Below are 25,301 nucleotides of genomic sequence, written 5' to 3' on the forward strand. Positions count from 1 at the left end.
CAACAGCCAAAAACCAGCGCACTGTCGCTGGTTTTTATTTTTATATCGTTTAAATATTTAACTTTTTGTTTTTATTAGGTTACACACAAATACATCAGCTTGATGCTGTGCGTCTCTTTCTCATTCCACATAAAAACTTCCATCGAAGGTTTGTGTTACTGGCGCTCTCTTTCGTTTGAGTCATAACCAAACATAACAAGGATTATGTGGGCTGATGTCGATGATTTATTAAACGCCTTTCACAATTGTGTAAATTCAAATGATAATTATTGTCATTCGTAAATCATTCTTTATAATGACGGCCAATTCGTTTGAATACATTTGTAAACCCTTTGGTTTATGCCATTTTTATGCGCTCGCGCTGGGGACATTCTGTGAAGACTCGTTTCGCCTACTCATTAATCGCACTTGCACTCGCTCAACATCAGTCGGCATTTGCCGCTGAAACCGTACTCGATAAAGAGGCTCCACAGCAGACCTTGTCTACGAGCTCACCAGTTCCCAGTCCTGCATCGACTCAATCCGCAGCCGATGGGGAGATAACACTCGCAGCACCTGAGCGTATTACCGTCCATGGCCGCGCGATGCAAATGTACGTCGATAAAGAAACAACGGTTGGCACTAAGACGGCGATTAATGTGATGGAATTGCCGCAGTCGGTGCAAGTGCTGACCGAGCAGTTAATCGTTGACCAAGCAGCGCGCAATATTACCGATTTATACCGCTCAATCGCTGGCGTAAGTGAGTTCAGTTATTCTGGCGTGACCTTTCGCGGTTTCCGTGACGATGCCAACGTCTTTTATGATGGGGTAAAGGGCGATCCCTATTCGGGATTTTCTGTGCCGCAACTCTTTAATGTGCAGCGGGTTGAAGTGTTAAAAGGCCCTGCATCCGCACTTTATGGCGGCGGTGAACCCGGCGGCATGATCAACTATGTCACTAAAAAACCAACCTTTGTCGAGAGTAAAGAGCTGACCTTAAGTACGGGCAGCGAGGATATGATGGGCGGCTCGCTGGATTTCACCGGTGGCTTAACCCAAAATCTTGCCTATCGCTTTGGCGCCTATTATCAGCAGGAAGATAGCTTTCGAAATAATGCCGATAGCCAAAATGCCGAAGTGGCGGGTGGGTTACTCTACGAAATCAGTGATGATACTAAGCTCACTACCACTTTCGATATTATTAAGCAGGATTTAGGTGGCAATCGACTGCGCGGCGTTCCTGTCGATAATGACGGTAACTTCCTGGTTGCGCCATCCTATAATGCCAATGAGAAGAGTGACTTCCAGAAGATGGATGCACTGGTGCTGCAATCGATTCTCGATCATCAATTTACCGATAATTTCTCGGTCAAGACTCAGATCCGTTATCTGAATAATGATTCGACGCAGCAATATCATGAATCGAGAGGTTGGGCGACCTTAGATGCCAATAAAAAGCCCATTATGGGTGATGGCACCATTAAGCGTGAATACCGAGTTCAAGTACGGGCTAATGATGAAATCAGTTTAAGCAATGATTTTGTCTATGCATTCGATGCTTTAGGTTTTGAACATGAATTCCTGTTCGGCGGCGACTATCACTATGTCGAAACCGAATATCAGTACAAATTGGCGACTGATAAAGATGGTGTTGGTAACCTGAATATTTTTGACCTTAACTATGGTGAAACCAACCCTAATAGTTACAACTTGAAGGATAAAAATACCGATGGTACCCGCGCTAACCGTTACGGCATTTATGTACAGGAACATCTGCACTTTAATGAACAGTGGTCATTGATTGCTGGTTTGCGTTTTAGCCAGTTTGATGATTATGATAAAAATACCGGGTTCTCTTTCAGCGATAACGCGATAACGCCAAGAGCAGGGCTTAATTATCGTCCAATCGATTCAATGTCCTTTTATTTGAATTACTCAGAGAGCTTCAATCCAGCATCTTTAACCAATCAAGCTGAAGATATTGGTGACGGTTTCCTCGATCCAGAAACGGGCAATCAAATTGAACTTGGGATGAAAAATGAATGGCTTGATGGCCAGTTTATGACCACGCTTGCTGTGTATCGTATTGAAAAACAAAATGTCGCCCAAGCTAACCCTTTAGATACTGGCGATGACGATGGTATTCCCGCTTTACTTAATTTGGGTGAAGTACACAGTCAAGGCCTTGAATGGACGCTGGTGGGGGATTTAACCGATAACCTGACCGTCACGGCAAACTATGCCTATAACGAGACCGAAGTGGTTAAAGGGGTAACGAACGACAGTTTAACCAATACGTTTGATAGTAAGCACTTTGCCAATGCGCCACGCCATCAAGCAGGGATATGGACCCGTTACGATATCAATGCACTCGATTCGGCGATTGCCTTTGGCATGGATTACGTGGGTGAACAGTTCAGCCTCGATGGCCAAACGGTGAAGCCCCATACGATTTTTGACATGAGCTGGACGACCCAGTGGGATCAAACTCAAGTTCGCTTAAATCTTAAAAATATCTTCGATAAAGAATATGCCGTCAGTGGTTTTAGCGAGCGTAATGGCCATTTCCCCGGTGAGCCGCGTAATATCACGCTTGAACTGAGTCATAAGTTTTAATGCATTGATGTAAAAATAGCTTGTTCGTTAATGATGATGAGCAAGCTGGAGCGAATGGGTTAATCTTGCGCGAATAACCGCCGTAGCTCTCTGTCTGTATTCGTGCCTTTAGCATGGATTAACCTTGTGTAACTATCATCTTAATAGTGTTTACCTATTAAGATGATAGTTTCTATCCGTTATATTTTCTCATTCAGCTTGTTTAGACTCGCCTTATATGAATTATTCGATAAGGTTTTCCTATGCACGCCGTCAGCCACTTAACCTCCAAAGACGCTCAATCTAACGCTAGCCCACAGGTGGCCCTGATTGCAGAAGGTGGCGGTCAGCGGGGTATATTCACCGCAGGCGTGCTCGATGCTTGGCTTGATGGCGGATTCGATCCCTTTGATTTGTTTATCGGTACCTCAGCAGGCTCACAGAATCTCAGCAGTTTTTTGGCCCGCCAAAAGGGTTATGCCAAGCGCTTAATCCGCGGTTTATCGCGTCATAAACGCTTCTATCGACTCGGTCGCGGGTTAGTCGGCGGCAATGTAGTCGATTTAGATTGGTATTTTGAGCAGACTCGACAAGGGATGTTTAAATTAGATCTTAACGCGGCGACAGCCTCACTCGGTCATCGGCAGTTACTGATCACCACCACTAATGCCAGTGATCGCAAAGGTTATTTTTTAAGTCCAAGCAGTAAAGGCCAGTGGCGCGAATTGCTAAAAGCTTCTAGCGCATTACCATTTTTATATAAACAAGGGGTGAAACTCACGCCTTGGCTGAGTGACAACGCCTGTAATAGCGACAAGGCTTCTAATAACGGCGCGGCTAATCATAGCGCTTCTGATAACAGCGCCTCTGATCATGGCGCTGCATTAAGCGAAGGTATTGATAGTGATTTTTATCTCGATGGCGGCTTAGCTGCGCCTTTACCTGTGCGTGAGGCCTATCGTCGAGGTGCCCGCAAAATTGTGGTGATCCGTACTGTGAGCGAGGATTTTCAGGCGCAATCGGCTTGGGTTCACAAATTAAAATCTTGGATTTGTGTTTCTGGCTTTTGCCCGAAAACCATAGATTACTTAGTGCAGCACGAACAAGCCTATCAGGATGAATTGGACTTTATCGCTAATCCACCAGAGGATGTGGAGATAGTGCAGATTTTTGCTGCTGAAAATTTGCAAAGTAAATTGCTGGGCAGTACCGATGCGGATTTACGCCATGATTATCATGCGGGGCTGAGTGCTGGAAAGCAGTTTTTAACCCAAGATCCGATGGCATTGACGCAGAGTAATGCTTATTTTCAAACTCAAGTGCAAACCAACGACAAGACTCAAATTCATACTAACGCTCATACTCAGGCTCAAATCCAGCCATTCAGTGCGCTGTCGGCCTAGTTTGGTATTTTAGCTAAGTCACCATTTTGTACGCGAGTAAGCAATAAAAGTAAAAAGCATTAAAATACAAGCGCCACCCTAGGGTGGCGCTTGTGGTTTGCAGTTTTAACCAGTTCATCAATCTAATTAACTTAGCTCATCAATCTAGCTCATCAACCTAATTTATGAACTTAGTCCTTCAACGTTAGGCTATTAATAACTTGAGGTGTGCACTGAGCGTACGGCTCGGCCCGATGGGTCGATAATGCCGCGTAAGCTTTCGTCCCAAGCCAATGCTTCTGGCGTTGAACAGGCGACGGATTTACCGCCTGGAACCGTTTCTGCAGCGCCGCTCAGTGGATAATGTTCCTCAAAGAAGCAGCGATAGAAGTAGGCTTCTTTGGTTTCTGGCGTGTTGTATGGGAAACGGAATTTCGCGTTCGCCAATTGTAAATCATCCACCCGCGCTGCAGCTTGTTCTTTCAAACCGTCAATCCAAGAGTAGCCCACTCCGTCACTGAATTGTTCCTTTTGACGCCACGCCACTTCTTTTGGCAATTTATGCTCAAAGGCTTTACGCAGAATATGTTTCTCAATACGGCCATCCTTAGACATTTTCGCTTCAGGGTTGATGCGCATCGCCACATCCATAAACTCTTTATCGAGGAAGGGCACGCGAGCTTCTAATCCCCAAGCGGCCATGGCTTTGTTGGCTCGCAGACAATCGAACAGATGCAGTTTATCGAGTTTGCGGACTAACTCCTCGTGGAATGCCTGTGCGTTTGGCGCTTTATGGAAGTATAAATAGCCGCCAAATAGTTCGTCAGCACCTTCACCCGACAACACCATTTTAATGCCCATCGCTTTGATTTTTCGCGCCATTAAATACATTGGCGTGGCAGCACGTATGGTGGTGACATCGTAGGTTTCTAAGTGATAGATCACTTCTTTAATCGCATCTAAGCCTTCTTGGAAGGTGAAATGGATCTCATGGTGAATCGTACCAATCGCTTCGGCGACCTTTTTGGCGGCGATTAAATCTGGCGCACCTTCAAGGCCGACGGCAAAGGAATGTAACTGTGGCCACCAAGCGTTGGTTTCGCCATCGTCTTCAATGCGGCGTTTAGCAAAGGTTTGCGTCACGGCGGAAATGATCGATGAATCTAAGCCGCCCGACAGCAACACACCATAGGGCACGTCTGACATTAATTGGCGCTTGACCGCCGCTTCTAATGCGTCACGCAATTCTTCTTGGCTGGCTGGGTTATCTTTAACCGCATCATAGCTTTGCCAATCGCGAGTGTAGTATTTCACCGCAGCGGCATCGCTTGAGTACAAATATTGGCCCGGTAAGAATTCTTTTACCGTTTTACACACTGGCATCAAGGCTTTCATTTCGGAGGCAACATAGAAGTTACCCGCAGCGTCACGGCCCGTGTATAGCGGGATAATACCCATGTGATCGCGGCCGATAAGGTATCTGTCTTGGGCTTTGTCATATAACACAAAGGCGAAGATACCGTTTAATTTATCAAGAAATTCAGTGCCGTATTCTTGATACAGCGCCAAGATCACTTCGCAGTCAGAGTTGGTTTGATAGCTGTACTTATCGCCTAATTGGGCTTTCAATTCTTTGTGGTTATAGATTTCGCCGTTGACCGCAAGGATCAAGCTGCCATCTTCGGTCAGCAGTGGCTGGGCACCGTGTTCAATGTCAACAATCGCTAAACGTTCGTGGGCAAGAATTGCCTTATCACTGGCATAAATACCTGACCAGTCAGGGCCACGGTGGCGCATGAGCTTAGACATTTCTAGCGCGACTTGGCGCAGTTCTTTGGCATCAGATTGGATATCTAAAATCGAAAAGATTGAACACATAGTACAACTCCCACACTGTCTGTCATTTGAGGATGTCTCAATTGAGGTTTAATGTGCCAGCAATTTAGGCATTTGCCAAACACTATTTTTGATGTTTTATCTGTTTATTGACGCTTTTGTTGATTTAGGTGTTTATGTTTTATGGTTTTATTTGAGAATAATTCATTTAATTCGAGTTATTTTTGATGATTTGTTTTTATTTTTTGATTTGGTGTGAGGGGTTTTGGGGAATTCACAATGTGTTTTAAAAAAGTGTCGATGACAGAAAAACCGTTAAAAAAGACCATAAATAATGAGTTGGCTCGTTTAAGTGTTTTATTTTTAATCAATTAATGCGTCGAGTTTGACATCAACAAATGGCATAAGCCTATTCATAATGGCGTTGTGGAATGGATATTTCGCGATAACTGCATTTTTGTGAGCTGAAAACAAAAAAGCACGTGAATGGTTCACGTGCTTGTAGGTCTTGTTTGGCGCTTTGGCTGGCGCAGGAGGCTCTTTATTCAGCTGGCGCTTTATTTCACAGGTGCGACTAGCAGGCGTCAATAAGAGACGACTAACCCAGCTGCCTTTCGTAAGAAGCCACTGACTTAGCCTGTTATTTTGCGTCCGTTACCAGCGTTGTTTTGGCTGGGCGCAGGCTATTGAATTCTGTGCCTTGATAATATCCCGGCCAATCTTCACTGTTGCCCAATGTGCGTGTGACTTGGTAGTAGATTTGCAAGTCTTGCAGCGCGCCGCTCAAATCCCAATCTTCACGATATTCATCGCAGACATTGTGATAACAGCCTTTCATTGTCGCTTGCATCTGAGTTTTATAAGCAGCCGTGGCTTCATCAACGGGGTCGCTACCGCCGCCGGCAAAGACGGCGGGCACGCCTAGTTTGGCAAAGCTGAAATGATCTGAACGGAAGAAACCGCCCGAAGCGGGATTTTTCTCACCCATGGCGATGCGGTTTTGTTGTTTAGCCGCATCGATAAGATAAGTTTCTAACTCAGATTTACCTTTGCCGACGATGGTAAAGTCTTTGGTTTTGCCATAGATATTAGTGCTGTCGAGGTTTAACACTGCCACGGTTTTGTCGATAGGATAAAGTGGATTAGCGGCGTAATAGCGTGAACCGAGTAAGCCCTGTTCTTCACCTGTGGTGGCAATAAAGGTGACCGAGCGCGCTAAACCATGGCCTTGTTTCGCATTGTCGGCTAATTGTCTGGCGATTTCGAGAATGCCGGCAGTGCCCGAGGCATTATCCATTGCACCGTTATAAATCTGATCGCCTGCTTTTGTCTCGTCTTTACCTATGTGATCCCAATGGGCGGTGTAGAGGATTTGCTCGTCGGCTTGTGTGCTGCCGGGGAGTGTGGCGACCACATTGTAGCTATTCGCGTATTCGGCTTTATTTTTAAAGGCGATGTTGGCCGTTTGTTCAAGGGATAAATTGATGGGGCTGTCGGCGGCGCGTGCCATTAAATTAGGCAGTGATAAACCGGCTTTATCGAACAGTTGTGTAGCTGCGTCCAGTGTAAGCCAGCCTTCGACTTGGATACGGCTATCTTGTTCTGCTTTACTGAGGACCAGATCTTGCTGTGGTCCAGTCCAACTATTTTCTATCACGGACCAAGGGTAAGAGGCGGGCTCGGTATCATGGATAATCAGTGCGCCGAGTGCGCCTTGTCGACTGGCCTCTTCAAATTTGTAGCTCCAACGGCCGTAATAGGTCATGGCTTTGCCGTTGAATTTACCCGAGTCAGGGCGAGCAAAGCCGGGATCGTTCACTAAGATCACCGCGATTTTGCCTTTCATGTCGAGATCTTGGTAATCATTCCAACCATATTCAGGGGCGTTCACCCCATAGCCGACGAAGACTAATGGCGCGTTCTCAATACTAATACCACCGTTATCGTGGCGACTGCTGAGCACTAGATCTTTTCGGTATTTAAAGGGTAATCCTGCCAGCGTGACTTGCTGCGCTTCATCTGCGGTATAGCTCACCATAGGCACAGGTTGTAAAAAGCTGCCTTGGTACGCGCCCTTGAGTCCCATCTCTGTAAAGGCTTTGGTCAAATAATCCAAGGTGAGTTTTTCACCGTGAGTGGTGGGCGCACGGCCTTCAAATTCATCGGATGACAGGGCTTTAATATCATTTCTAAAGCGCGCTTCATTAAACTGTACTGGTTTGAGTTCAGCCAAAGTGCTGTTGCCATCAGGCTCTGATACATTTGGACTACAGGCACTGAGCATGGCCAACGCACAGAGGGGATACAGACGTCGCATAGGTTAATCCTACTGTTGTTTTAATTACGGTATTTTAGATTTATGTTAATCAATCAGAAGCGAGGCTTATCATGAAGCAAGCCGCTGTGAGCCACAAGGCTGAGAAGAAGGCGAATATGTTACTTAATGTTGCTTTACCCTATGCAATACGCCTTTGGGCGAGGCGTGTTGCATAGGTAATGTTTAAGCGACTGGCAAGGATGAATTGCTAGACGTAGGATTAGACATCTGTTTAAACAACGTCGATATCGCCAGCGCAGGCAAACACATGGTTCGGGCGGAAGGGTTCTTTGTCGATATCTTCGAGCTTACTCACACCACTGGTGACCAGAATGGTTTCAAGCCCAGCTTGGAAGCCCGCCAAAATATCGGTACGCATATTGTCGCCTATGATGACAGTATCTTCCGAGTGTCCATCAATATGATTAAGCGCCGAGCGAATAATCCAAGCACTCGGTTTGCCCACGTAGAAAGGTTTCTTACCGGTAATACGTTCGATGGGTGAGCAGAGTGCACCACAAGCAGGGCTGTAGGCTGGACCGTGAGTATCGGGGTTAGTGGCAATAAAGCGCGCGCCGCGTGCGATGAAGCCTGCCGCTTTATGGATCATCTCCCAGTTGTAGGAGCGGGTTTCACCGACAATCACAAAATCGGGATTAATATCGGTAATGGTAAAGCCTGCTTTGTAGAGTTCGTGGGTGAGGGCGCCTTCGCCAATGACATAGGCCTTGCTGCCTTCTTGGTGTTTTAAAAAGTCGGCGGTGGCCATGGCAGAGGTGTAAAAGCATTCTTCAGGAATATCAATACCAGCGGCACTTAAACGGTTTTGCAGATCCTTACCCGTTTGTACGGGATAGTTAGTCAATATCACTAACGGATTGCCTTGCTCTAAAATGCGCTGGATAAATTTGTCGCTGCCGGGGATCAGTTTATTGTCGTGCAGTAGTACACCATCGATATCGCAGATAATATTTTTCATCTAATAGTCTCTTGTCATGCCGATCAAAAATCACTTTTTCGTTAAGTTATCTAATGCCACATTGCCTAAGAAAACAATGCTTTTGTTGAAAATAGTTAAAAAAATAGAGACCAGAAGGTCTCTATTTTTTTGATTGGTACAACTTACTATCAAGTGGAACTAATCGGGCGCGTAACCGCTTGGGCCGATAAGGTTGCCATCGAGATAGGCTTGGCCATTTTGCATGTTAAGACGTTGCTGACTAAACCATTTCACCACGAGCGGATAAATGGCATGTTCTTGCTCATGCACGCGGGCGGCGAGCATATCAGCCGTATCGTCTTCATAAACAGGCACTTTGGCCTGTAAAATCACCGGGCCTGCATCCAGCTCAGGCGTGACAAAATGCACGCTAGCACCATGTTCGCTATCGTTCGCGTCTATGGCACGTTGATGGGTGTTTAAGCCAGTATATTTAGGTAGCAGCGAAGGATGAATATTGATCATGCGACCTAGGTAATGATTCACGAAATCATCAGTTAAGATCCGCATAAATCCCGCCAGCACGATTAAATCGGGCTGATACTTTTCAATCACAGTCATTAAACGTGCATCGTATTCAGAGCGAGATTCACCTTGGTGAGCTATCACGCAGCTGGTATCAATTTCGCCATGATGGGCGCGCACTAGGCCATAGGCATCGGGTTTATTACTGATGACTCCGACAACTTCGGCCTGCAGATTATCGTCGCAACCGTCGATAACCGCTTGCAGGTTACTGCCATTTCCGGAAATTAATACAACTACACGACAGCTCTGGGGCATTACAGGATCTCCACTTGCTCTTCATTGCCTTCACGATGTGCGATAGCACCGATAAGCCATGCTTGTTCGCCTTCTGCAGCCAGTAATGCAAGTGCTGCATCCACTTTATCGGCTGGCAGCGCAACTAACATGCCGACGCCACAGTTGAAGGTGCGATACATTTCGTATTCTGCAATGTTGCCATTTTCCATTAACCAACTGAAAACAGCAGGCCATTGCCATGAATCGCCTTGGATAACCGCTTTTAAATTATCTGGCAGTACGCGCGGGATGTTTTCCCAGAAGCCGCCGCCAGTAATGTGCGCCATCGCATGGACATCAGATGCTTCAATCAGTTTGAGCAATGATTTTACGTAAATTTTGGTTGGCTCAAGTAGATGTTCAATCAGCGGTTTGCCGTTGAGATCTTGTTGAGGGTCTGCTTGGCTCACTTCTAATACTTTACGTACTAAAGAGTAACCATTTGAATGAGGGCCGCTTGAGGCTAATGCAATAAGCGCATCACCCGCTGCCACTTTGCTACCGTCAATAATGTCGGCTTTTTCAACTACACCCACGCAGAAACCCGCTAGGTCGTAATCTTCACCTTCATACATGCCTGGCATTTCAGCGGTTTCACCGCCAATTAACGCACAACCAGATTGGAAACAACCTTCGCCGATGCCGTTGACGACGGACGTTGCCGTTTCAACATCAAGCTTGCCTGTTGCGTAGTAATCGAGGAAAAACAGTGGCTCAGCGCCTTGAACGATCAGATCGTTCACACACATGGCGACTAAGTCTATGCCGACAGTGTCATGTTTTTTATAGTCGATAGCTAAACGTAATTTAGTCCCAACACCGTCGGTGCCAGACACTAAAACCGGTTGTTTGTATTTAGTGGGGATTTCACATAGGGCGCCAAAACCACCTAAGTTGCCCATAACTTCTGGACGACGGGTACGTTTAACGGCTGCTTTAATGTTACTTACCAGTGCATTACCTGCATCAATATCAACGCCGGCATCTTTATAGCTCAGTGGGGTAGGTGTGCTCACGGAGGGATCCTCTCGGGTACATCGTTATTGGATTTTATGCGGCGGTATTCTACCAGCTTGTGCTAGGGGTCGAAAGTCATGATTTGGATTTATGCCCCTTGGCGGAGTTTTTTTGGTCTGAATGCGAGATATTCTATTTTTAGAGGTCTTGAGTTTGGTCACAAAATAGTAAATCACAGTAGGTATCTTAGACGATTGGGGATTATTCTTGCGAGATAGCTCACGATTAGACCGAATGGCAAAACTTTCTGTTTTACCTAGTAAACAAATCAACTAGAATCTGAAAAATTTGCCTAAAATAATACGCCGAAAAATAAGCAGGAGAGAAAAATGAAAGTTGTCGAGGTTAAACATCCTTTAGTGCGTCACAAAATCGGTTTAATGCGCGAAGGTGACATTAGCACTAAACGTTTCCGTGAACTAGCCGCCGAAGTGGGTAGTTTATTAACCTATGAAGCTACCGCAGATTTCGAAACTGAAACGGTGACGATTGAAGGCTGGAATGGTCCGGTTGAAGTCGATCAAATCAAAGGTAAAAAAGTCACTGTCGTACCAATTTTGCGTGCGGGTTTGGGCATGATGGACGGCGTACTCGAGCACATTCCAAGTGCGCGTATCTCAGTTGTCGGTATTTACCGTGATGAAGAGACCCTTGAGCCTGTGCCTTATTTTGAGAAGCTGGCCAGCGACATGAACGAGCGTATCGCCTTAGTTGTCGACCCTATGTTGGCGACGGGTGGTTCTATGATTGCGACCGTCGATTTATTGAAAAAGCGCGGTTGTACTTCAATTAAGGCCTTAGTGCTAGTGGCTGCGCCTGAAGGCATTAAAGCCTTAGAGGCAGCGCATCCGGATATCGAACTATATACTGCCGCTATCGATAGATGCTTAAACGAGAAAGGTTATATCCTGCCTGGTTTGGGTGATGCGGGCGATAAAATCTTTGGTACTAAATAATCGTTCCTGTGCTTGTTAACATGCCTATTCATATCGCTTGTTAATATTTGGGCGCTCGATCTAAAAGGCCGAATTGCAATACAATTCGGCCTTTTTATTGAGTGTGTTGTCCGGTGTTACAACACCATTGCTGCAATCCAACCAAACACTAATAGTGGAATATTGTAGTGGATAAATGTTGGTATCACGCTGTCACGAATGTGATCGTGTTGACCATCGGCATTCAAACCTGCAGTGGGACCTAAGGTGGAATCTGATGCTGGCGAGCCCGCATCACCCAGCGCGGCGGCAGTGCCAACTAACGCGATTGTGGCCGCTACTGAAAAACCAAAACTTAATGCCAATGGTACATATATCGTCGCGATAATTGGAATGGTGGAGAAAGACGACCCAATTCCCATAGTGATCAGTAGACCAACCAGTAACATCAAGAAGGCTGCGAGGGCTTTATTATCCCCAATGATGTCGCTAAGCGAGGCCACAAGCGTACCCACTTCACCGGTTTCTTTCACTACAGCGGCAAAGCCTGCGGCTGAAATCATGATAAAGCCGATATTGGCCATCATTCGCACACCTTGGTTGAAGATATCTTGGTCGGCGACATGCTTCAAGGCACCCGAAAAACTGAAAATCATGAAGCCGACTAAGGCACCAAAAATCATAGAGTCAGTTTCAAGTTGTACGACGAGAGTGGCTAATATCGCCAGTGCAGCAATGATGATATTGCGTTTGTTGAGATTTTCTTCAGGTTCAGCGACTAACACTTTTGCCTCGTCGTAAGTCCGAGGTTTACGGTAACTGATGAATACTGCTGTGAGTAACCCTACGACCATACCCGCCGCTGGAATTAACATGGCTGGCGGAATTTGCTCGCGAGCAGCGGCTAAGCCATTGCTGGTTAAGTTGGAAAGCAGAATATCATTTAAGAAAATGCCACCAAAACCAATCGGTAAAATCATATAGGTGGTGACTAGGCCGAAGGTGAGAACACAAGCCACAAGGCGGCGGTCGATGTTCAGTTTGGTCATCACATGTAAGAGTGGTGGCACTAAAATCGGAATGAAGGCGATATGGATCGGTAAAATATTCTGTGAAGCCATCGACATAACGAGTAGCGATAACAGCAGTAACCAGCGTACCCAGTTAGTGTTAGTGGGATTAGGATCTTGTCCAAGGCTACTAATGATGCTTCTAGAAATCAGCGTCGTTAAGCCTGAATGCGATAGTGCGACAGCGAAGGCGCCTAATAATGCATAACTGAGCGCAATTTGTGCGCCGCCACCTAAGCCTGTATTAAAGGCATCTATAGTTTGGTGCAGATCCATTCCGCCTACCAATCCCGCCACGAGGGCGCTCACGGTCAGGGCAATAACCACATTCACCCTAGCTAAACTGAGTGCTAACATTAAGCACACTGCAATTACGACTGCATTCATTATCAATTTTCTTAATTCTTTAAGCCAAAGGAGCTATTTTCGACTGCAAAGGCAGTGGATGTCCAGTTTGCCGAGGGCTTATCTGAAAAATATCTGAAAATGTGATCATGCTGGGTTTTGTCTGTTAGCCGAATGTGGATTGCTCCGCACACTCGGTACGCAGAATGCTCTATCCTTAGTCAGGCAAAACGGAAATACCCTTGAAAAATGTGATATTGGTCTTAAATAGGTTGTAAGGCACAGCACACGACTTATAATGCCTAAGGATTTGATTGGTAAGAACACCTTTTAATCAGTAAGGATTTAACTTGACCTAGGTTGAGAACATACTGGCTAGAAGGCATCTTGCCTTACACTTAGTTCAACTCATAGATGGAGATATAAAATGAGCGTATTAGTAGGCCGTCAGGCTCCTGATTTTACTGCTGCAGCTGTATTAGGTTCTGGCGAAATCGTTGATAGCTTTAACTTGACTGCAGCCATCAAAGGCAAACCAGCCGTCGTATTCTTCTATCCACTTGACTTCACTTTCGTTTGCCCATCAGAGTTGATCGCTTTTGATCACCGTATGGAAGAGTTCACTAAGCGTGGCGTAGAAGTGATTGGTGTGTCTATCGATTCTCAGTTTACCCACAATGCATGGCGTAACACCCCAGTTGAAAAAGGCGGTATTGGCCAAGTTAAATACACGCTAGTGGCTGACGTTAAACATGAAATCTGTAAAGCATACGATGTTGAGCATCCAGAAGCGGGTGTGGCTTTCCGTGGTTCATTCTTGATCGACAAAGAAGGCATGGTTCGTCATCAAGTCGTTAACGATCTGCCATTAGGCCGTAACGTTGATGAAATGCTACGTATGATCGATGCACTGCAATTCCATGAAGAGCACGGTGATGTTTGTCCTGCTGGTTGGGAAAAAGGCGATAAAGGTATGAATGCAAGCACTGAAGGTGTTGCTGCTTACCTGTCTGAAAACGCAAGCTCACTGTAATTAGTACTTTTCTAATCACAGTCGCCTGTTAAATGAAAAAAGCTGCCAATGGCAGCTTTTTTGTTTTTCATTGCTGAAGATCTATTGTTAACTGTTCAATTTATTCCACAGTACCGCTTTCTGCATCCTGCGCATCCACAGCCAGTAATGGCCAGCCACCTAATGATTTCCAACGATTCACGATATGACAAAAAAGCTCCGCGGTACGTTCGGTATCATATAGCGCCGAATGGGCTTCTTTATTATCGAAGGGAATACCCGCCATAATACATGCCTTGGCAAGTACGGTATGACCAATGGCGAGTCCGGCGAGCGTTGCTGTGTCAAAGGTGGCAAAAGGATGAAACGGCGAGCGTTTTAAGTCGCAACGTTCTATCGCCTTACTCACAAAACCATGATCGAATGCCGCATTGTGCGCCACTATGATACTGCGATGGCAGTCGGAGGCTTTTTGGGCTTTCTTCACGGCTTTAAATATTTCTAAAAAGGCTTCTTTCTCGCTCACCGCTCCCCGTAACGGATTAGTGGGATCAATACCGTTGAATGCTAACGCTTCGGGTTCTAAATTTGCGCCTTCAAAGGGCTCAATGTGGAAGTGTAGGGTTTTATCGATTCCTATCACACCTTCATTGTCCATTTTTAGTAGGGTGACGGCAATTTCTAGCAACGCATCGGTTTGAGAGTTGAAGCCCGCAGTTTCGACATCAATAACTACGGGAAAGTAGCCTCGAAATCGGTATTTCAATTTGTTCGCGTCGCAAATGTCACTCATAAAGTACTCAAGAAAATTCACAGGGCGCTATTATGCTAAATGTGTTGGGGTGTGTCATGCTTGATTGGTGGTTTTATGAGCTAAAGGAACTAAATAGTTTGCCGATAAAGCCATGTAACCGATTAAACATGAGTAAAGGCTATGTGGCGAAAACTGATATTAGTATCAATTTTATGCGTTCCAGCAACTGCAATGGCAGAGTTGCGCCATTATGTCGCCTCTTTAAGTGATTCCCAGTGGCGAGTGAGTGAAAATACTCCCATCGTCTGTCGCCTTGAGCATGATATTCCTTCTTACGGTAAAGCGATTTTTACCAGTGAAGCGGGTAAACAGCAGAATATGACTTTTACCTTAGATATGTGGGTAAAACCTGATCAAGTGACGCAGGCGAAATTAATTAGCCGCGCGCCGCAGTGGCGTCCTGGTGTGGTATCGAAAGAGATCACTTCATTACATTATCAAAAGTACTTTAACGGTGAAGTGCCTAAGCGCGCAGCTTGGTCTATGTTGGCAGAGTTGAGTCGCGGTATGGAACCAACGTTTTACTATGCTGATTGGTATAACGAGTCGAATAAGATAGCTGTGGGTTTGTCTTCAGCTAATTTTGGCCGTAAATATACTGAGTTTAAAGCTTGTCTAGCGCATTTATTGCCCTATAGCTTTGAAGATATCGCTTTTACTGTATTAAATTACGATGAAGGCGGAACCGATTTAACTCGTTTCTCCCAGCAACAACTGTCTCGGGTGCAAGAATATTTAGCTTATGATCCCTTGGTAGAGTTAGTGCTGGTGGATGCATATACCGACAGTTATGGTGGCCGTTCAGTAAACCAGAAAGTATCGGATACACGAGCTGCGTCGGTAAAAGAGTTCTTTGTTGCCAGTGGTATTCCTCAAGATCGTATTGTCACATTCGGGCATGGTGAGCGTCGTCATGTGGCTTCCAATGATGATATGGATGAAAGGGCGCGTAACCGTCGCGTTGTTATACGGATCAGTAAACCTTTTTAGTGATTTTTTTACCTAGGTTTTAAGTGTTTTCCAATGCCAAGTTTATGACTTGGCATTGTCGTTTTTAAAAGAAGGAGAGTTCAGGCAGTATGCCACTTTAATCGAATGATTCGCTCAATTTGCGAGTATGGGTAAAAATAATGAGATTTTTTAATTTGTAGTGATGACATATCCACCTCAACAAGTACTGCAGAAAGCGAGAGTGGGATAAGTACGAGTAATATCGATGATGTATAAAACTTGGCCGTTGCAATAATCAGGATTGTGTTTGAAATGCTAAAAAAAAGCCCGCTTAAACTAAGCGGGCCGCAAAAATAATGCATTTGCAATCAACAAATTGAAGGAAGGAAGTCAAGCATAAGAACCAGAAAAGAAACTGAAGTGTTGGGAACACACCAGTTTAAAAGTTCTTTGTTTTCAGGAGATATCTGCAAGCAGTTATCTCCTGAAAACAAGCACATTCTATTGGGAAACCTGTTGTAAAACAAACGAGAAAAATTGCCCATAAACATTAGTAATTCTAATGGCTACAAAGGTGATTTATATCACTTAAGTCACTATTTACCTTGATTAATAACTTATAACTCACTATTAATGCATAATAATACACTTCAATAAGCTTATCCTTGCTGCTATTTTGTTAAATTCACGATACAGCTTAAAAAACTTCATATTAAGTTACGCCATTGCCATGATTTTTTTTGCTTGTATAGTACTTGCTGAAAAGGCCTTAAGCCCGAAACCATAAGAAGGACGACAACACGATGGCATTAAGATTTCGCCTTGCAAAGCAAGGTTTGTTAGTGGCCACATTGGGGATGGCACTCGGTGCCTGCCAAAGTGGCAATGCACCTGAGCAAAATTCGACTGAGCAGGCAAGCGCAACTAAACTCGTTTACCCTGTTACTGAAAAAGATGACCTCGTCGAAACCATTCATGGTGTCGCTGTGGCCGACCCTTATCGTCATCTGGAGGCCAATACGCCTGAAACTGAAGAGTGGGTAAAAGAACAACAAGACTTTGGTCAAGCCTACCTCGCTAAGATCCCCAATAAACAAGCTGTGGTCGAACGTATTACAGAACTTTGGAATTACGAAAAAGTCTCTGCTCCGTTTGAAAACGGCGACAATCAATTTTACTACCGTAATGATGGCCTACAGGCGCAATCGGTTTTGTACGTTAAAGGTTTAGATGGTGTTGAAAAGCCTGTTCTTGACCCAAATAAACTGTCTGCGGATGGTACTGTTGCCTTATCCGGCGTTGCTGTGAGTAATGACGGTAAAATTTTAGCCTATGGCGTTTCAAATTCTGGCTCAGATTGGCAGCAATGGCAGTTCGTTGATATTGCAACCGGTAAGAAACTGGGCGATGAACTGAAATGGATTAAATTTTCTAGCGCAGTGTGGGATAAAGAAAACCAAGGCGTGTTTTATGCCCGTTATGATGCCCCAGCAGGGGGGGATGTCTTAGCTGACGTTAATTTTAACCAAAAAGTGTATTACCACAAATTAGGCACAGACCAACATCAAGATCTATTGATTTATGAGCGTCCACAGAATAAAGATTGGGGCTTTGGCATTGATGTCTCTGAGAAAGGTGAATACTTATTACTGTCGATTTCTCAAGGTACGGATAAGCGTAATCGTTTCTTCTATAAATCGTTATTTGAGCCTAAATCCCAAGTGGTGGAATTGATCCTCAAATTAGAAGCTGAATATGAGTTTCTCGGTAATGATGGTTCAGTGTTTTATTTCAAAACTGACTTAGAGGCACCTAACGGTAAAGTGATTGCGATTGACACCCGCAATAGTGATAAATCGCAATGGCAAACGATTATTCCTGAGTCTAAAGATCCGATTAATAATGTCGCCATTATTAATGACCATTTAGTGGTGAGTTATTTACATGATGTGTTAGGTCAATTATCGATTTACAGTATGGGTGGTCAGAAGCGTCAAGATGTGGCATTACCTGGTCTTGGCAATGTGACAGGGCCTTTTGGTAAAGCCAGCAAAGATTATTTCTACTATGTGTTTAATAGTTATATTCAGCCTGAAACCACCTATAAGTTTGATTTTAAAACTGGCGGTTCAACCGTTTTTGCTAAACCCAAAGTCTCGTTTAATCCCGATGACTATGTTTCTGAACAGGTTTTCTATAGCAGCAAAGACGGTACGCGTGTGCCTATGATGCTCTCCTATAAAAAGGGCTTAGTGAAAAACGGTCAAAATCCGACATTACTTTATGCCTATGGTGGTTTTGCCATTTCGATGACACCACGTTTTAGCCCTGCCAATATCGCTTGGTTAGACATGGGTGGCATTTATGCCGTGCCGAGTTTACGTGGCGGTGCTGAGTATGGCGAAAGCTGGCATCAAGCGGGGATGTTCGACAAAAAGCAAAATGTGTTTGATGACTATTTTGCTGCTGCTGAATATCTGGTCAGCGAAAAATACACCAACAGCTCTAAACTCGGTGCCTATGGCCGCAGTAATGGTGGTCTGTTGATGGGCGCTGCTGTGACTCAACGTCCTGAACTTTTTGCTGCCGTATTACCTGCGGTGGGCGTGTTGGATATGCTGCGTTTCCACAAGTTCACTATTGGTTGGGCTTGGACGAGTGAATACGGCAGTGCCGATAAAGCAGAGCAATTCCCTGCGCTATTGGCTTATTCGCCCTATCACAATGTAAAAGCGCAAGCTTATCCTGCGACTATGGTAATGACTGCGGATCATGATGATCGTGTTGTGCCATTACACAGTTTCAAGTTTGCGGCCATGCTGCAGGAGAAACAGCAGGGCAATAAACCAGTCATTATGCGTATTGAGTCAAATGCTGGTCATGGAGCGGGTAAGCCCACGGCGATGAAGATCGACGAATTTGCCGACATCTACAGTTTCTTGTGGCAGAGTTTTGGCTTAACTTTGCCACAAGCTATCGCAAAATAACTAACTATGTTAATAAAATGGGGTCGTTTGACCCCATTCTCTTTTACAATTGCCCCTATTCATCTGAAACCCGCGCTATTCCTATCTATATCTTCATCGGGTCATTCACAAGTCTTGTTTCCCTAGGTATAGTAAGCGTCAATTTTTCAACCAAAATTTGCTTATTTTCAAATTATGTTTCATTGGCCAATTTCAGTCTATTACGAAGACACCGACGCTGGTGGCGTTGTCTATCATTCGAACTACCTCAACTTTTTTGAGCGCGCGCGAACCGAGTGGCTAAAAGCCCTTGGCGTGAGTCAGACTGCGTTATTAGCCGACGACACTGCTTTTGTCGTAAAGCGTGCGGAACTCGATTTTCGCAAAGCAGCACGTTTTGAACAGAACCTTATTGTTGAAACTAAGGTCATAGAGTTGAAAAAGGCCTCGTTGATCTTTCATCAACGCTTGGTCGATAAACAGGGAGACTGTTATTGTGAAGGCACAGTGCTGGTTGTTTGTGTTGCGCTATCACGTATGCGTCCCCGAGCTATTCCCTTAAATATTGTGCAGGAGTTTGACAGTGCAAGCTGATATGTCGATTGTTGGGTTATTTTTACAAGCCAGTTTATTAGTGAAATTTGTTATGTTCACTTTACTTTGCTTGTCGGTGATGTCTTGGACGGTGATTTTACAACGCCGTAGCTTACTGACATCCGCAAAAAGTAAATCGGCGAAGTTTGAAGACAAATTTTGGTCAGGTGTTGATTTAAACCGTTTGTATAAAGAATTATCATCCCGTCCAGATAATAGCGGTTTAGAGTCATTATTTGTGACTGGCTTTAAGGAATATTCACGCCTGAATAAATTAAATAGCAAAGTGCCCGATGCCGTCATGGATGGTACATCGCGAGCTATGCGTGTGACCTTGTCTCGCGAAATGGAAAAGTTAGAAGCTAACTTACCGTTATTAGCAACGATTGGTTCGACTAGCCCTTATATCGGTTTATTTGGTACGGTATGGGGGATCATGAATTCTTTTATCGCTATTGGTTCGATGGAAAATGCCACCTTAGCTATGGTTGCACCCGGTATTGCTGAAGCTTTGATTGCAACGGCTATGGGTTTATTTGCTGCAATTCCAGCGGTAATTGCGTACAACCGTTTCTCGACCCAAGTCGATAAATTAGAAATGGCTTACGCAAACTTTATGGAAGAGTTCTCCAGCATTTTGCATCGCCAAGCATACAGTGAGAAGGAAGGGGCATAATGCAACCAGCTTATCAGCGCAAACGTCGTCGCCCCGTTGCTGAAATCAACGTGGTGCCTTATATCGACGTCATGCTCGTGCTGTTAATTATTTTTATGGTAACAGCACCCATAGTGACCCAAGGGGTCAAAGTGGAGCTGCCTCAAGGGGCGGCAGAAGTGTTACCCAATGACAGTAAGCCGCCCATTGTTGCTTCTATCGATGGTGACGGTGATTACTTCCTCAATAAAGGCGGTTCAACGAATGTGCCTATGGATTTGGAAGAATTGGCAACGGAAGTGGCTGCACTTATCGTGACTGAACCTGAGCGTCCTGTTGTGGTTAAAGCCGATAGAAATATTCCTTACGATAAAGTGATTCAGTTGATGGTGACACTGCAGCAAGCTGGTGTGCCATCAGTCGGTTTGATGACGGATTCACCCAAGGAGAAATAGGTGGCAGATAAGTCAGATGTAACATTACCTCTGTCAATTTCAGCGGGTATTCATATTGGCGTGATAATTATTCTGGCATTAGGAATAGATTTTTCTCACAAACCTGAGCCTATGCAACAAGTTAGCGCACCAGCAATCAAAGCTGTTATGGTTGATCAGCAAAAAGTGGCTAATCAAGTTGAGAAACTTAAGCAAGAAAAGCGTGATGCCGAACGCCGTGAGCAAGAACGTCAAGCCGAGCTTGAACGCAAAGCTCAAGAAGCGAAACAGGCACGCGAGCGCGAACAAGCTCAGATTAAACAGCTAGAGCAAGAACGTAAGCAGCAGGAAATTGAGATTCAAAAAGCCAATGAAGCGACCAAATTAGCCCAGGTGAAACAGCAGCAGGAAAAGGAAAAGGCGGTCAAAGCCGAAGCTGACCGTAAGCTGAAAGAGCAGGAGCGTAAGATTGCTGAAGACGCCGCACAAAAAGCCGCTGAAAAACGCAAGGTTGAAGAAGCTGCTGCAGTGAAAGCTGAAACTGACCGTAAGCAAAAAGCAGATGCGGAAGCTAAAGCGGAGGCTGATGCCAAAGCTAAAGCAGATGCCAAAGCTAAAGCTGATGCCAAAGCTAAAGCGGATGCTAAAGCTAAAGCGGATGCTAAAGCTAAAGCGGATGCTAAAGCCCTTGCCGATCAAGAGCAGGAAATGGCTGATGCATTAGCGGCTGAGCAAGCGGCGCTGTCGCAAACCATGAATAAGCAGATGCAGAGTGAAGTCGGTAAGTATCAGGCAATGATAAAATCAACTATTCAACGTAATTTGGTAGTGGATGAATCTATGCGTGGAAAGACTTGTACTGTCTCTGTGCGTTTAGCGAATGATGGGTTTGTGATCAGCAGCCAAACAAAAGGTGGTGATCCCAACGTTTGTCGTGCAGCAAAAGCGGCGATTTTGAAAGCGGGCAAACTGCCTGTGTCTCCGGATCCTGCGGTTTATAACTTGATGAAAGAAATTAACTTAATCGTTGAACCAACGTTTAATTAAAGGAGCACCATGAAAATATTGGCAAAATGGTTAGCACTGGCAGTTCTGCTGTGCACCACCCCCGCGAAAGCGGCATTGGATATTGTGATCACAGAAGGTGTTGACGCAGCGCGTCCCATCGCTGTGATGCCTTTTGTATGGCAAGGTCCTGGCGCACCGCCACAAGCGATTGCTGATGTGGTGATGTCTGACTTAGCTCGTAGCGGTACCTTTAAACCTTTAGACGAGCTCGGACTACCTCAGCGCAATATTGGTGCTTTGGCTCAGTTTCAACCTAGTTCATGGTCTAGCGTTGGCGCAGAAGCTGTGGTGTTAGGTACTGTGAAACCTTACGGAACCGATCAGTATTTGGTGAGCTTTGATTTAATCGATTTAGTTAAAGCACAAAACCAAGCATTGAAAGGCTCAGTCAGCGCTACAGAATTTTTGATGGACAGTCGCCAAACTGTGATTTCAGCAGCGCAATTTCGTCAATATGGTCATAGAATTAGCGATATCGTCTATGAAAAGTTAACCGGTATTCGCGGTGCATTCTTAACGCGGATCTCCTACGTCGTGGTCAATCATACTCAAAAAGCACCTTATCAGTTGATGGTTGCGGACTATGATGGTTTTAACGAGCAAATGTTACTGCGCTCACCTGAGCCATTAATGTCACCTACTTGGTCACCCGATGGGCGTCGTTTGGCGTATGTTAGCTTTGAAAATAAAAAAGCAGAGATTTTCGTACAAGACCTTTATACCCAAGTGCGCACTAAAGTGAGCTCTTTCCCTGGTATTAACGGTGCGCCGGCTTTCTCTCCTGATGGCAAATCTTTGGCTGTGACGCTGTCTAAGGATGGTCAGCCTGAGATCTATGTTATCGATATTGCGACAAAAGCGATTAAGCGTATTACCAATCACTATGCTATCGATACTGAACCATCATGGTATCCTGATGGGAAGTCGTTGATTTTCACCTCTGAACGTGGTGGTAGACCGCAAATTTATCGCGTAGAGTTAAGTTCAGGTAAAGTGAGTCGTGAAACATTTGAAGGTGAATGGAACCTTGGCGGTTCAATTACGCCAGATGGACGTAGTATGATTTTTGTTAACCGTACTAACGGTAAGTTTAATATTGCGCGTATGGACTTAAATACGCGTTTTATGCAGGTGCTAACCTCTACACGCTTGGATGAATCCCCAAGTGTGGCGCCTAATGGTACTATGGTCATATATGGCACTACACACCAAGGTAAGCAAGTATTAGCAGCTGTTTCTACGGATGGACGCTTTAAAGCGAGATTACCCGTGGGTCAAGGCGAGGTGAAATCACCTTCTTGGTCTCCGTTTCTCTAATGTTATACCTTGATTTAATCACATTTAATTTTATAAGGAACACGTAATGGATCTGAATAAGTTGTTAAAAGCTATGTTGGTAGCACTTCCAATTATGGCTATTAGTGCATGTAGCTCAACTTCAGAATCAGAAACTGATGCAATGGGCTCAACAAACGGTTCAGGTAGCGAACTGAATGGTGGCATTCAAACTGGTGGTGTGGGTGCTATGTTGTCATCTGAAGAGCAGCAACGTCAGCAGTTAGAAGAGTTGAGAAAAGAACACATCATTTACTTCGATTTCGACCGCAGTGAAGTTCAAACTGAATTCGCCGCTGTATTAGAAGCTCATGGTACTTACTTAGTTGAGCACCCAAGTGTGCGCGTACTGATTGAAGGTCATGCGGACGAGCGTGGCACTCCTGAGTACAACATTGCTCTGGGTGAACGTCGTGCTAAAGCCGTTGCTAAATACCTACAAGGTATGGGCGTACAGCCAAGCCAAATGAGCGTAGTCAGCTATGGCGAAGAAAAACCACTTGATTTTTCTCGCACTGATGAAGGTTTTGGCAAAAACCGTCGTGCAGTTTTAGTTTACTAAGATTGAATCTCGGAGAGTAACACAATGAAACGTGCCGTCTTAATTACGGCAATGTTCCTTGGTGCGGGCGCTGCAGTTGCAGCGCCTGCTCCTGTGGAAGATATTGCTGGTGGTTCGGGTGATGACAGACTTGCTCGTATCGAACGTATTGTAAAATCGAGACAACAAAGTGAGCTCGAGATGCAACGTCGTCTTGATACACTGCAGCAGGAAGTTCTCGATTTACGCGGTTTAACCGAACAACAGAATTATCAGATTGAGCAGATGCAAGAGCGTCAGCGTCAGTTATATGATGAGCTTGCTAATTTATCCTCAAAGGCATCTGCCGCACCTGCAGCTGCAGCGACATCTATCCCCTCTGTGGTATCGACCAATGCTGCCGCAAGTAGTTTAAGTGAAACTGCAAGTTATGAAAATGCCGTTAACTTAGTCTTAAAAGAGCGTAAGTATGACGATGCCATTCCTGCCTTCCGTGCTTTTATCAAACAATACCCAGACTCTGTGTATGCCGCGAATGCGAACTATTGGTTAGGACAGCTATTATTTAATAAGAGCGAATTTGCAGAAGCCAAACAAGCCTTCAAAACTGTGGTTGATCGTTTTAGTGATTCTAATAAACGTGGCGATAGTTTAGTGAAGCTTGGCATGATCGCCGAGAAAACCGGTGATAAAGCTGGTGCGATGCAATACTACCAACAAGTTGTCAAAGATTACGCAAATAGCGCCGCAGCACGCATTGCACAGCAGCAACTGGCTGCAATTAAAGCGTAATTAACTAAAAAACATACTCTTAGTCTGTTTTTCATGCAAACGACAAAAAATTGGGAATTTGCGCTTGCATGAGAAGATGAAAAAGGTATTATAGGCGCCCTCAGAGCGGCGAGGTCGTTCGGGGCGTGAAATACCAGTAAATGGGTCGTTAGCTCAGTCGGTAGAGCAGTTGGCTTTTAACCAATTGGTCGAAGGTTCGAATCCTTCACGACCCACCACTTAATCTAATAAATAGAATAAGTTAGTGGTATTTAACGAGATAGTCAGTAGTACAATTTGTCGTTAGCTCAGTCGCTTTTTTATAAAGCTAGGGCAGTTGGCTTTTAACCAATCAGTCGAATGGTTCTAATCCTTAATGACACACCACTTTACTGAAAGTGCATAAATCAGCGCAACATCAGATGGGTCGTTAGCTCAGTCGGTAGAGCAGTTGGCTTTTAACCAATTGGTCGAAGGTTCGAATCCTTCACGACCCACCACTTATTATTCGCATTGTTGATGCCAAAATAAGTGAACATTTTTATCGTAATACCTAGATGGGTCGTTAGCTCAGTCGGTAGAGCAGTTGGCTTTTAACCAATTGGTCGAAGGTTCGAATCCTTCACGACCCACCACTTTACTGAAAGTGCATAAATCAGCGTTATACCTCGATGGGTCGTTAGCTCAGTCGGTAGAGCAGTTGGCTTTTAACCAATTGGTCGAAGGTTCGAATCCTTCACGACCCACCACTTATTATTCGCATTGTTGATGCCAAAATAAGTGAACATTTTTATCGTAATACCTAGATGGGTCGTTAGCTCAGTCGGTAGAGCAGTTGGCTTTTAACCAATTGGTCGAAGGTTCGAATCCTTCACGAC

General features: G+C 44.9%; 20 protein-coding genes and 4 tRNA genes. 17 read left to right on the forward strand and 7 right to left on the reverse strand.

Features of this window, described 5'->3' with window-relative positions; all coding sequences use genetic code 11:
* The first annotated feature begins 350 nt into the window (after positions 1–350).
* Both L5M11_RS13545 and L5M11_RS13550 read left to right on the forward strand, forming a co-directional pair.
* Positions 351–2,597, forward strand: a complete 2,247-nt coding sequence (locus L5M11_RS13545) for a TonB-dependent siderophore receptor (protein WP_263192455.1) — start codon at positions 351–353, stop codon at positions 2,595–2,597.
* A 242-nt stretch (positions 2,598–2,839) separates the two neighbouring features.
* Positions 2,840–3,979 (forward strand): patatin family protein, encoded by a 1,140-nt coding sequence (locus tag L5M11_RS13550; protein WP_263186557.1) that lies wholly within the window; start codon positions 2,840–2,842, stop codon positions 3,977–3,979.
* 192 nt (positions 3,980–4,171) lie between these two features.
* Here the strand turns inward: L5M11_RS13550 and asnB are convergent, their stop codons facing one another.
* From asnB to purM, 5 genes are all read right to left on the reverse strand, one after another.
* Complete coding sequence (gene asnB, locus L5M11_RS13555) at positions 4,172–5,836, reverse strand: asparagine synthase B (protein ID WP_263192452.1); 1,665 nt, start codon at positions 5,834–5,836, stop codon at positions 4,172–4,174.
* A 598-nt stretch (positions 5,837–6,434) separates the two neighbouring features.
* A complete protein-coding gene (locus L5M11_RS13560) occupies positions 6,435–8,111 on the reverse strand; it encodes a M28 family metallopeptidase (protein WP_263192453.1) in 1,677 nt (558 codons plus the stop codon).
* A 232-nt stretch (positions 8,112–8,343) separates the two neighbouring features.
* Entirely contained in the window at positions 8,344–9,090 is a 747-nt protein-coding gene (locus L5M11_RS13565; protein ID WP_028760358.1) for an HAD-IIA family hydrolase, read from the reverse strand.
* A 159-nt stretch (positions 9,091–9,249) separates the two neighbouring features.
* Entirely contained in the window at positions 9,250–9,894 is a 645-nt protein-coding gene (gene purN, locus L5M11_RS13570) for a phosphoribosylglycinamide formyltransferase (RefSeq protein WP_028760357.1), read from the reverse strand.
* Positions 9,894–10,931, reverse strand: a complete 1,038-nt coding sequence (purM, locus tag L5M11_RS13575) for a phosphoribosylformylglycinamidine cyclo-ligase (RefSeq protein ID WP_113938786.1) — start codon at positions 10,929–10,931, stop codon at positions 9,894–9,896. The genes purN and purM overlap by 1 nt, the downstream gene beginning before the upstream one ends.
* Positions 10,932–11,261: 330 nt before the next feature.
* Here purM and upp point away from each other — a divergent pair, with 330 nt between their 5' ends.
* Positions 11,262–11,888, forward strand: coding sequence for a uracil phosphoribosyltransferase (gene upp / locus L5M11_RS13580; RefSeq protein WP_011789711.1), 627 nt, complete (start codon positions 11,262–11,264; stop codon positions 11,886–11,888).
* Positions 11,889–12,004: 116 nt separating this feature from the next.
* Here upp and L5M11_RS13585 read toward each other — a convergent pair whose 3' ends face one another.
* Complete coding sequence (locus L5M11_RS13585) at positions 12,005–13,324, reverse strand: Na+/H+ antiporter family protein (RefSeq protein ID WP_173496537.1); 1,320 nt, start codon at positions 13,322–13,324, stop codon at positions 12,005–12,007.
* A gap of 385 nt (positions 13,325–13,709) precedes the next feature.
* Here L5M11_RS13585 and L5M11_RS13590 point away from each other — a divergent pair, with 385 nt between their 5' ends.
* The gene (locus L5M11_RS13590) at positions 13,710–14,315 is read left to right on the forward strand and encodes a peroxiredoxin C (protein WP_006081247.1); all 606 of its coding nucleotides are present in this window, start codon (positions 13,710–13,712) and stop codon (positions 14,313–14,315) included.
* A 100-nt stretch (positions 14,316–14,415) separates the two neighbouring features.
* Here L5M11_RS13590 and rnt read toward each other — a convergent pair whose 3' ends face one another.
* Positions 14,416–15,087: a ribonuclease T gene (rnt, locus tag L5M11_RS13595; RefSeq protein ID WP_105252848.1), complete on the reverse strand. Its 672-nt coding sequence runs from the start codon at positions 15,085–15,087 to the stop codon at positions 14,416–14,418.
* 141 nt (positions 15,088–15,228) lie between these two features.
* Here rnt and motY point away from each other — a divergent pair, with 141 nt between their 5' ends.
* The 13 genes from motY (at position 15,229) to L5M11_RS13660 (ending at position 25,172) form a co-directional block, all read left to right on the forward strand.
* Complete coding sequence (gene motY, locus L5M11_RS13600; RefSeq protein ID WP_028760352.1) at positions 15,229–16,098, forward strand: flagellar protein MotY; 870 nt, start codon at positions 15,229–15,231, stop codon at positions 16,096–16,098.
* Between the two features lie 764 nt (positions 16,099–16,862).
* Entirely contained in the window at positions 16,863–19,046 is a 2,184-nt protein-coding gene (locus L5M11_RS13605; protein ID WP_263186558.1) for a prolyl oligopeptidase family serine peptidase, read from the forward strand.
* 171 nt (positions 19,047–19,217) lie between these two features.
* Positions 19,218–19,619, forward strand: a complete 402-nt coding sequence (ybgC, locus tag L5M11_RS13610; RefSeq protein ID WP_006081251.1) for a tol-pal system-associated acyl-CoA thioesterase — start codon at positions 19,218–19,220, stop codon at positions 19,617–19,619.
* Entirely contained in the window at positions 19,609–20,295 is a 687-nt protein-coding gene (tolQ, locus tag L5M11_RS13615; RefSeq protein ID WP_028760350.1) for a protein TolQ, read from the forward strand. Before ybgC ends, tolQ begins: the two co-directional genes overlap by 11 nt.
* Positions 20,295–20,729 (forward strand): protein TolR, encoded by a 435-nt coding sequence (tolR, locus tag L5M11_RS13620; RefSeq protein WP_113938780.1) that lies wholly within the window; start codon positions 20,295–20,297, stop codon positions 20,727–20,729. The genes tolQ and tolR overlap by 1 nt, the downstream gene beginning before the upstream one ends.
* Positions 20,730–21,755, forward strand: coding sequence for a cell envelope integrity protein TolA (gene tolA / locus L5M11_RS13625; protein WP_263192454.1), 1,026 nt, complete (start codon positions 20,730–20,732; stop codon positions 21,753–21,755). It begins immediately after the preceding gene.
* 9 nt (positions 21,756–21,764) lie between these two features.
* Entirely contained in the window at positions 21,765–23,093 is a 1,329-nt protein-coding gene (tolB, locus tag L5M11_RS13630; RefSeq protein ID WP_028760347.1) for a Tol-Pal system beta propeller repeat protein TolB, read from the forward strand.
* Positions 23,094–23,139: 46 nt separating this feature from the next.
* Positions 23,140–23,673 carry a peptidoglycan-associated lipoprotein Pal gene (pal, locus tag L5M11_RS13635; RefSeq protein ID WP_028760346.1) on the forward strand — a complete coding sequence of 178 codons (534 nt, stop codon included), beginning with the start codon at positions 23,140–23,142 and terminating at the stop codon, positions 23,671–23,673.
* Between the two features lie 24 nt (positions 23,674–23,697).
* On the forward strand, positions 23,698–24,444 hold the full coding sequence (gene ybgF, locus L5M11_RS13640; protein ID WP_028760345.1) for a tol-pal system protein YbgF: 747 nt from the start codon (positions 23,698–23,700) through the stop codon (positions 24,442–24,444).
* Positions 24,445–24,586: 142 nt separating this feature from the next.
* Positions 24,587–24,662 (forward strand) — tRNA-Lys (locus tag L5M11_RS13645).
* Between the two features lie 185 nt (positions 24,663–24,847).
* Positions 24,848–24,923, forward strand: a tRNA-Lys gene (locus L5M11_RS13650).
* A gap of 59 nt (positions 24,924–24,982) precedes the next feature.
* A tRNA-Lys gene (locus L5M11_RS13655) sits at positions 24,983–25,058 on the forward strand.
* Between the two features lie 38 nt (positions 25,059–25,096).
* Positions 25,097–25,172, forward strand: a tRNA-Lys gene (locus L5M11_RS13660).
* Positions 25,173–25,301: the final 129 nt, after the last annotated feature.

The sequence above is a fragment of the Shewanella sp. SM87 genome (genome assembly GCF_025653705.1).
GTDB lineage: Bacteria > Pseudomonadota > Gammaproteobacteria > Enterobacterales > Shewanellaceae > Shewanella > Shewanella oncorhynchi.

Excerpts from the sequence above, each read along its gene's own strand:
- L5M11_RS13545 (WP_263192455.1), top strand. The coding sequence starts at position 351 with ATGCGCTCGCGCTGGGGACATTCTGTGAAGACTCGTTTCGCCTACTCA.
- L5M11_RS13550 (WP_263186557.1), top strand. The coding sequence starts at position 2,840 with ATGCACGCCGTCAGCCACTTAACCTCCAAAGACGCTCAATCTAACGCT.
- asnB (WP_263192452.1), bottom strand. The coding sequence starts at position 5,836 with ATGTGTTCAATCTTTTCGATTTTAGATATCCAATCTGATGCCAAAGAA.
- L5M11_RS13560 (WP_263192453.1), bottom strand. The coding sequence starts at position 8,111 with ATGCGACGTCTGTATCCCCTCTGTGCGTTGGCCATGCTCAGTGCCTGT.
- L5M11_RS13565 (WP_028760358.1), bottom strand. The coding sequence starts at position 9,090 with ATGAAAAATATTATCTGCGATATCGATGGTGTACTACTGCACGACAAT.
- purN (WP_028760357.1), bottom strand. The coding sequence starts at position 9,894 with ATGCCCCAGAGCTGTCGTGTAGTTGTATTAATTTCCGGAAATGGCAGT.
- upp (WP_011789711.1), top strand. The coding sequence starts at position 11,262 with ATGAAAGTTGTCGAGGTTAAACATCCTTTAGTGCGTCACAAAATCGGT.
- L5M11_RS13585 (WP_173496537.1), bottom strand. The coding sequence starts at position 13,324 with ATGAATGCAGTCGTAATTGCAGTGTGCTTAATGTTAGCACTCAGTTTA.
- L5M11_RS13590 (WP_006081247.1), top strand. The coding sequence starts at position 13,710 with ATGAGCGTATTAGTAGGCCGTCAGGCTCCTGATTTTACTGCTGCAGCT.
- rnt (WP_105252848.1), bottom strand. The coding sequence starts at position 15,087 with ATGAGTGACATTTGCGACGCGAACAAATTGAAATACCGATTTCGAGGC.
- motY (WP_028760352.1), top strand. The coding sequence starts at position 15,229 with ATGTGGCGAAAACTGATATTAGTATCAATTTTATGCGTTCCAGCAACT.
- L5M11_RS13605 (WP_263186558.1), top strand. The coding sequence starts at position 16,863 with ATGGCATTAAGATTTCGCCTTGCAAAGCAAGGTTTGTTAGTGGCCACA.
- tolR (WP_113938780.1), top strand. The coding sequence starts at position 20,295 with ATGCAACCAGCTTATCAGCGCAAACGTCGTCGCCCCGTTGCTGAAATC.
- tolB (WP_028760347.1), top strand. The coding sequence starts at position 21,765 with ATGAAAATATTGGCAAAATGGTTAGCACTGGCAGTTCTGCTGTGCACC.
- pal (WP_028760346.1), top strand. The coding sequence starts at position 23,140 with ATGGATCTGAATAAGTTGTTAAAAGCTATGTTGGTAGCACTTCCAATT.
- ybgF (WP_028760345.1), top strand. The coding sequence starts at position 23,698 with ATGAAACGTGCCGTCTTAATTACGGCAATGTTCCTTGGTGCGGGCGCT.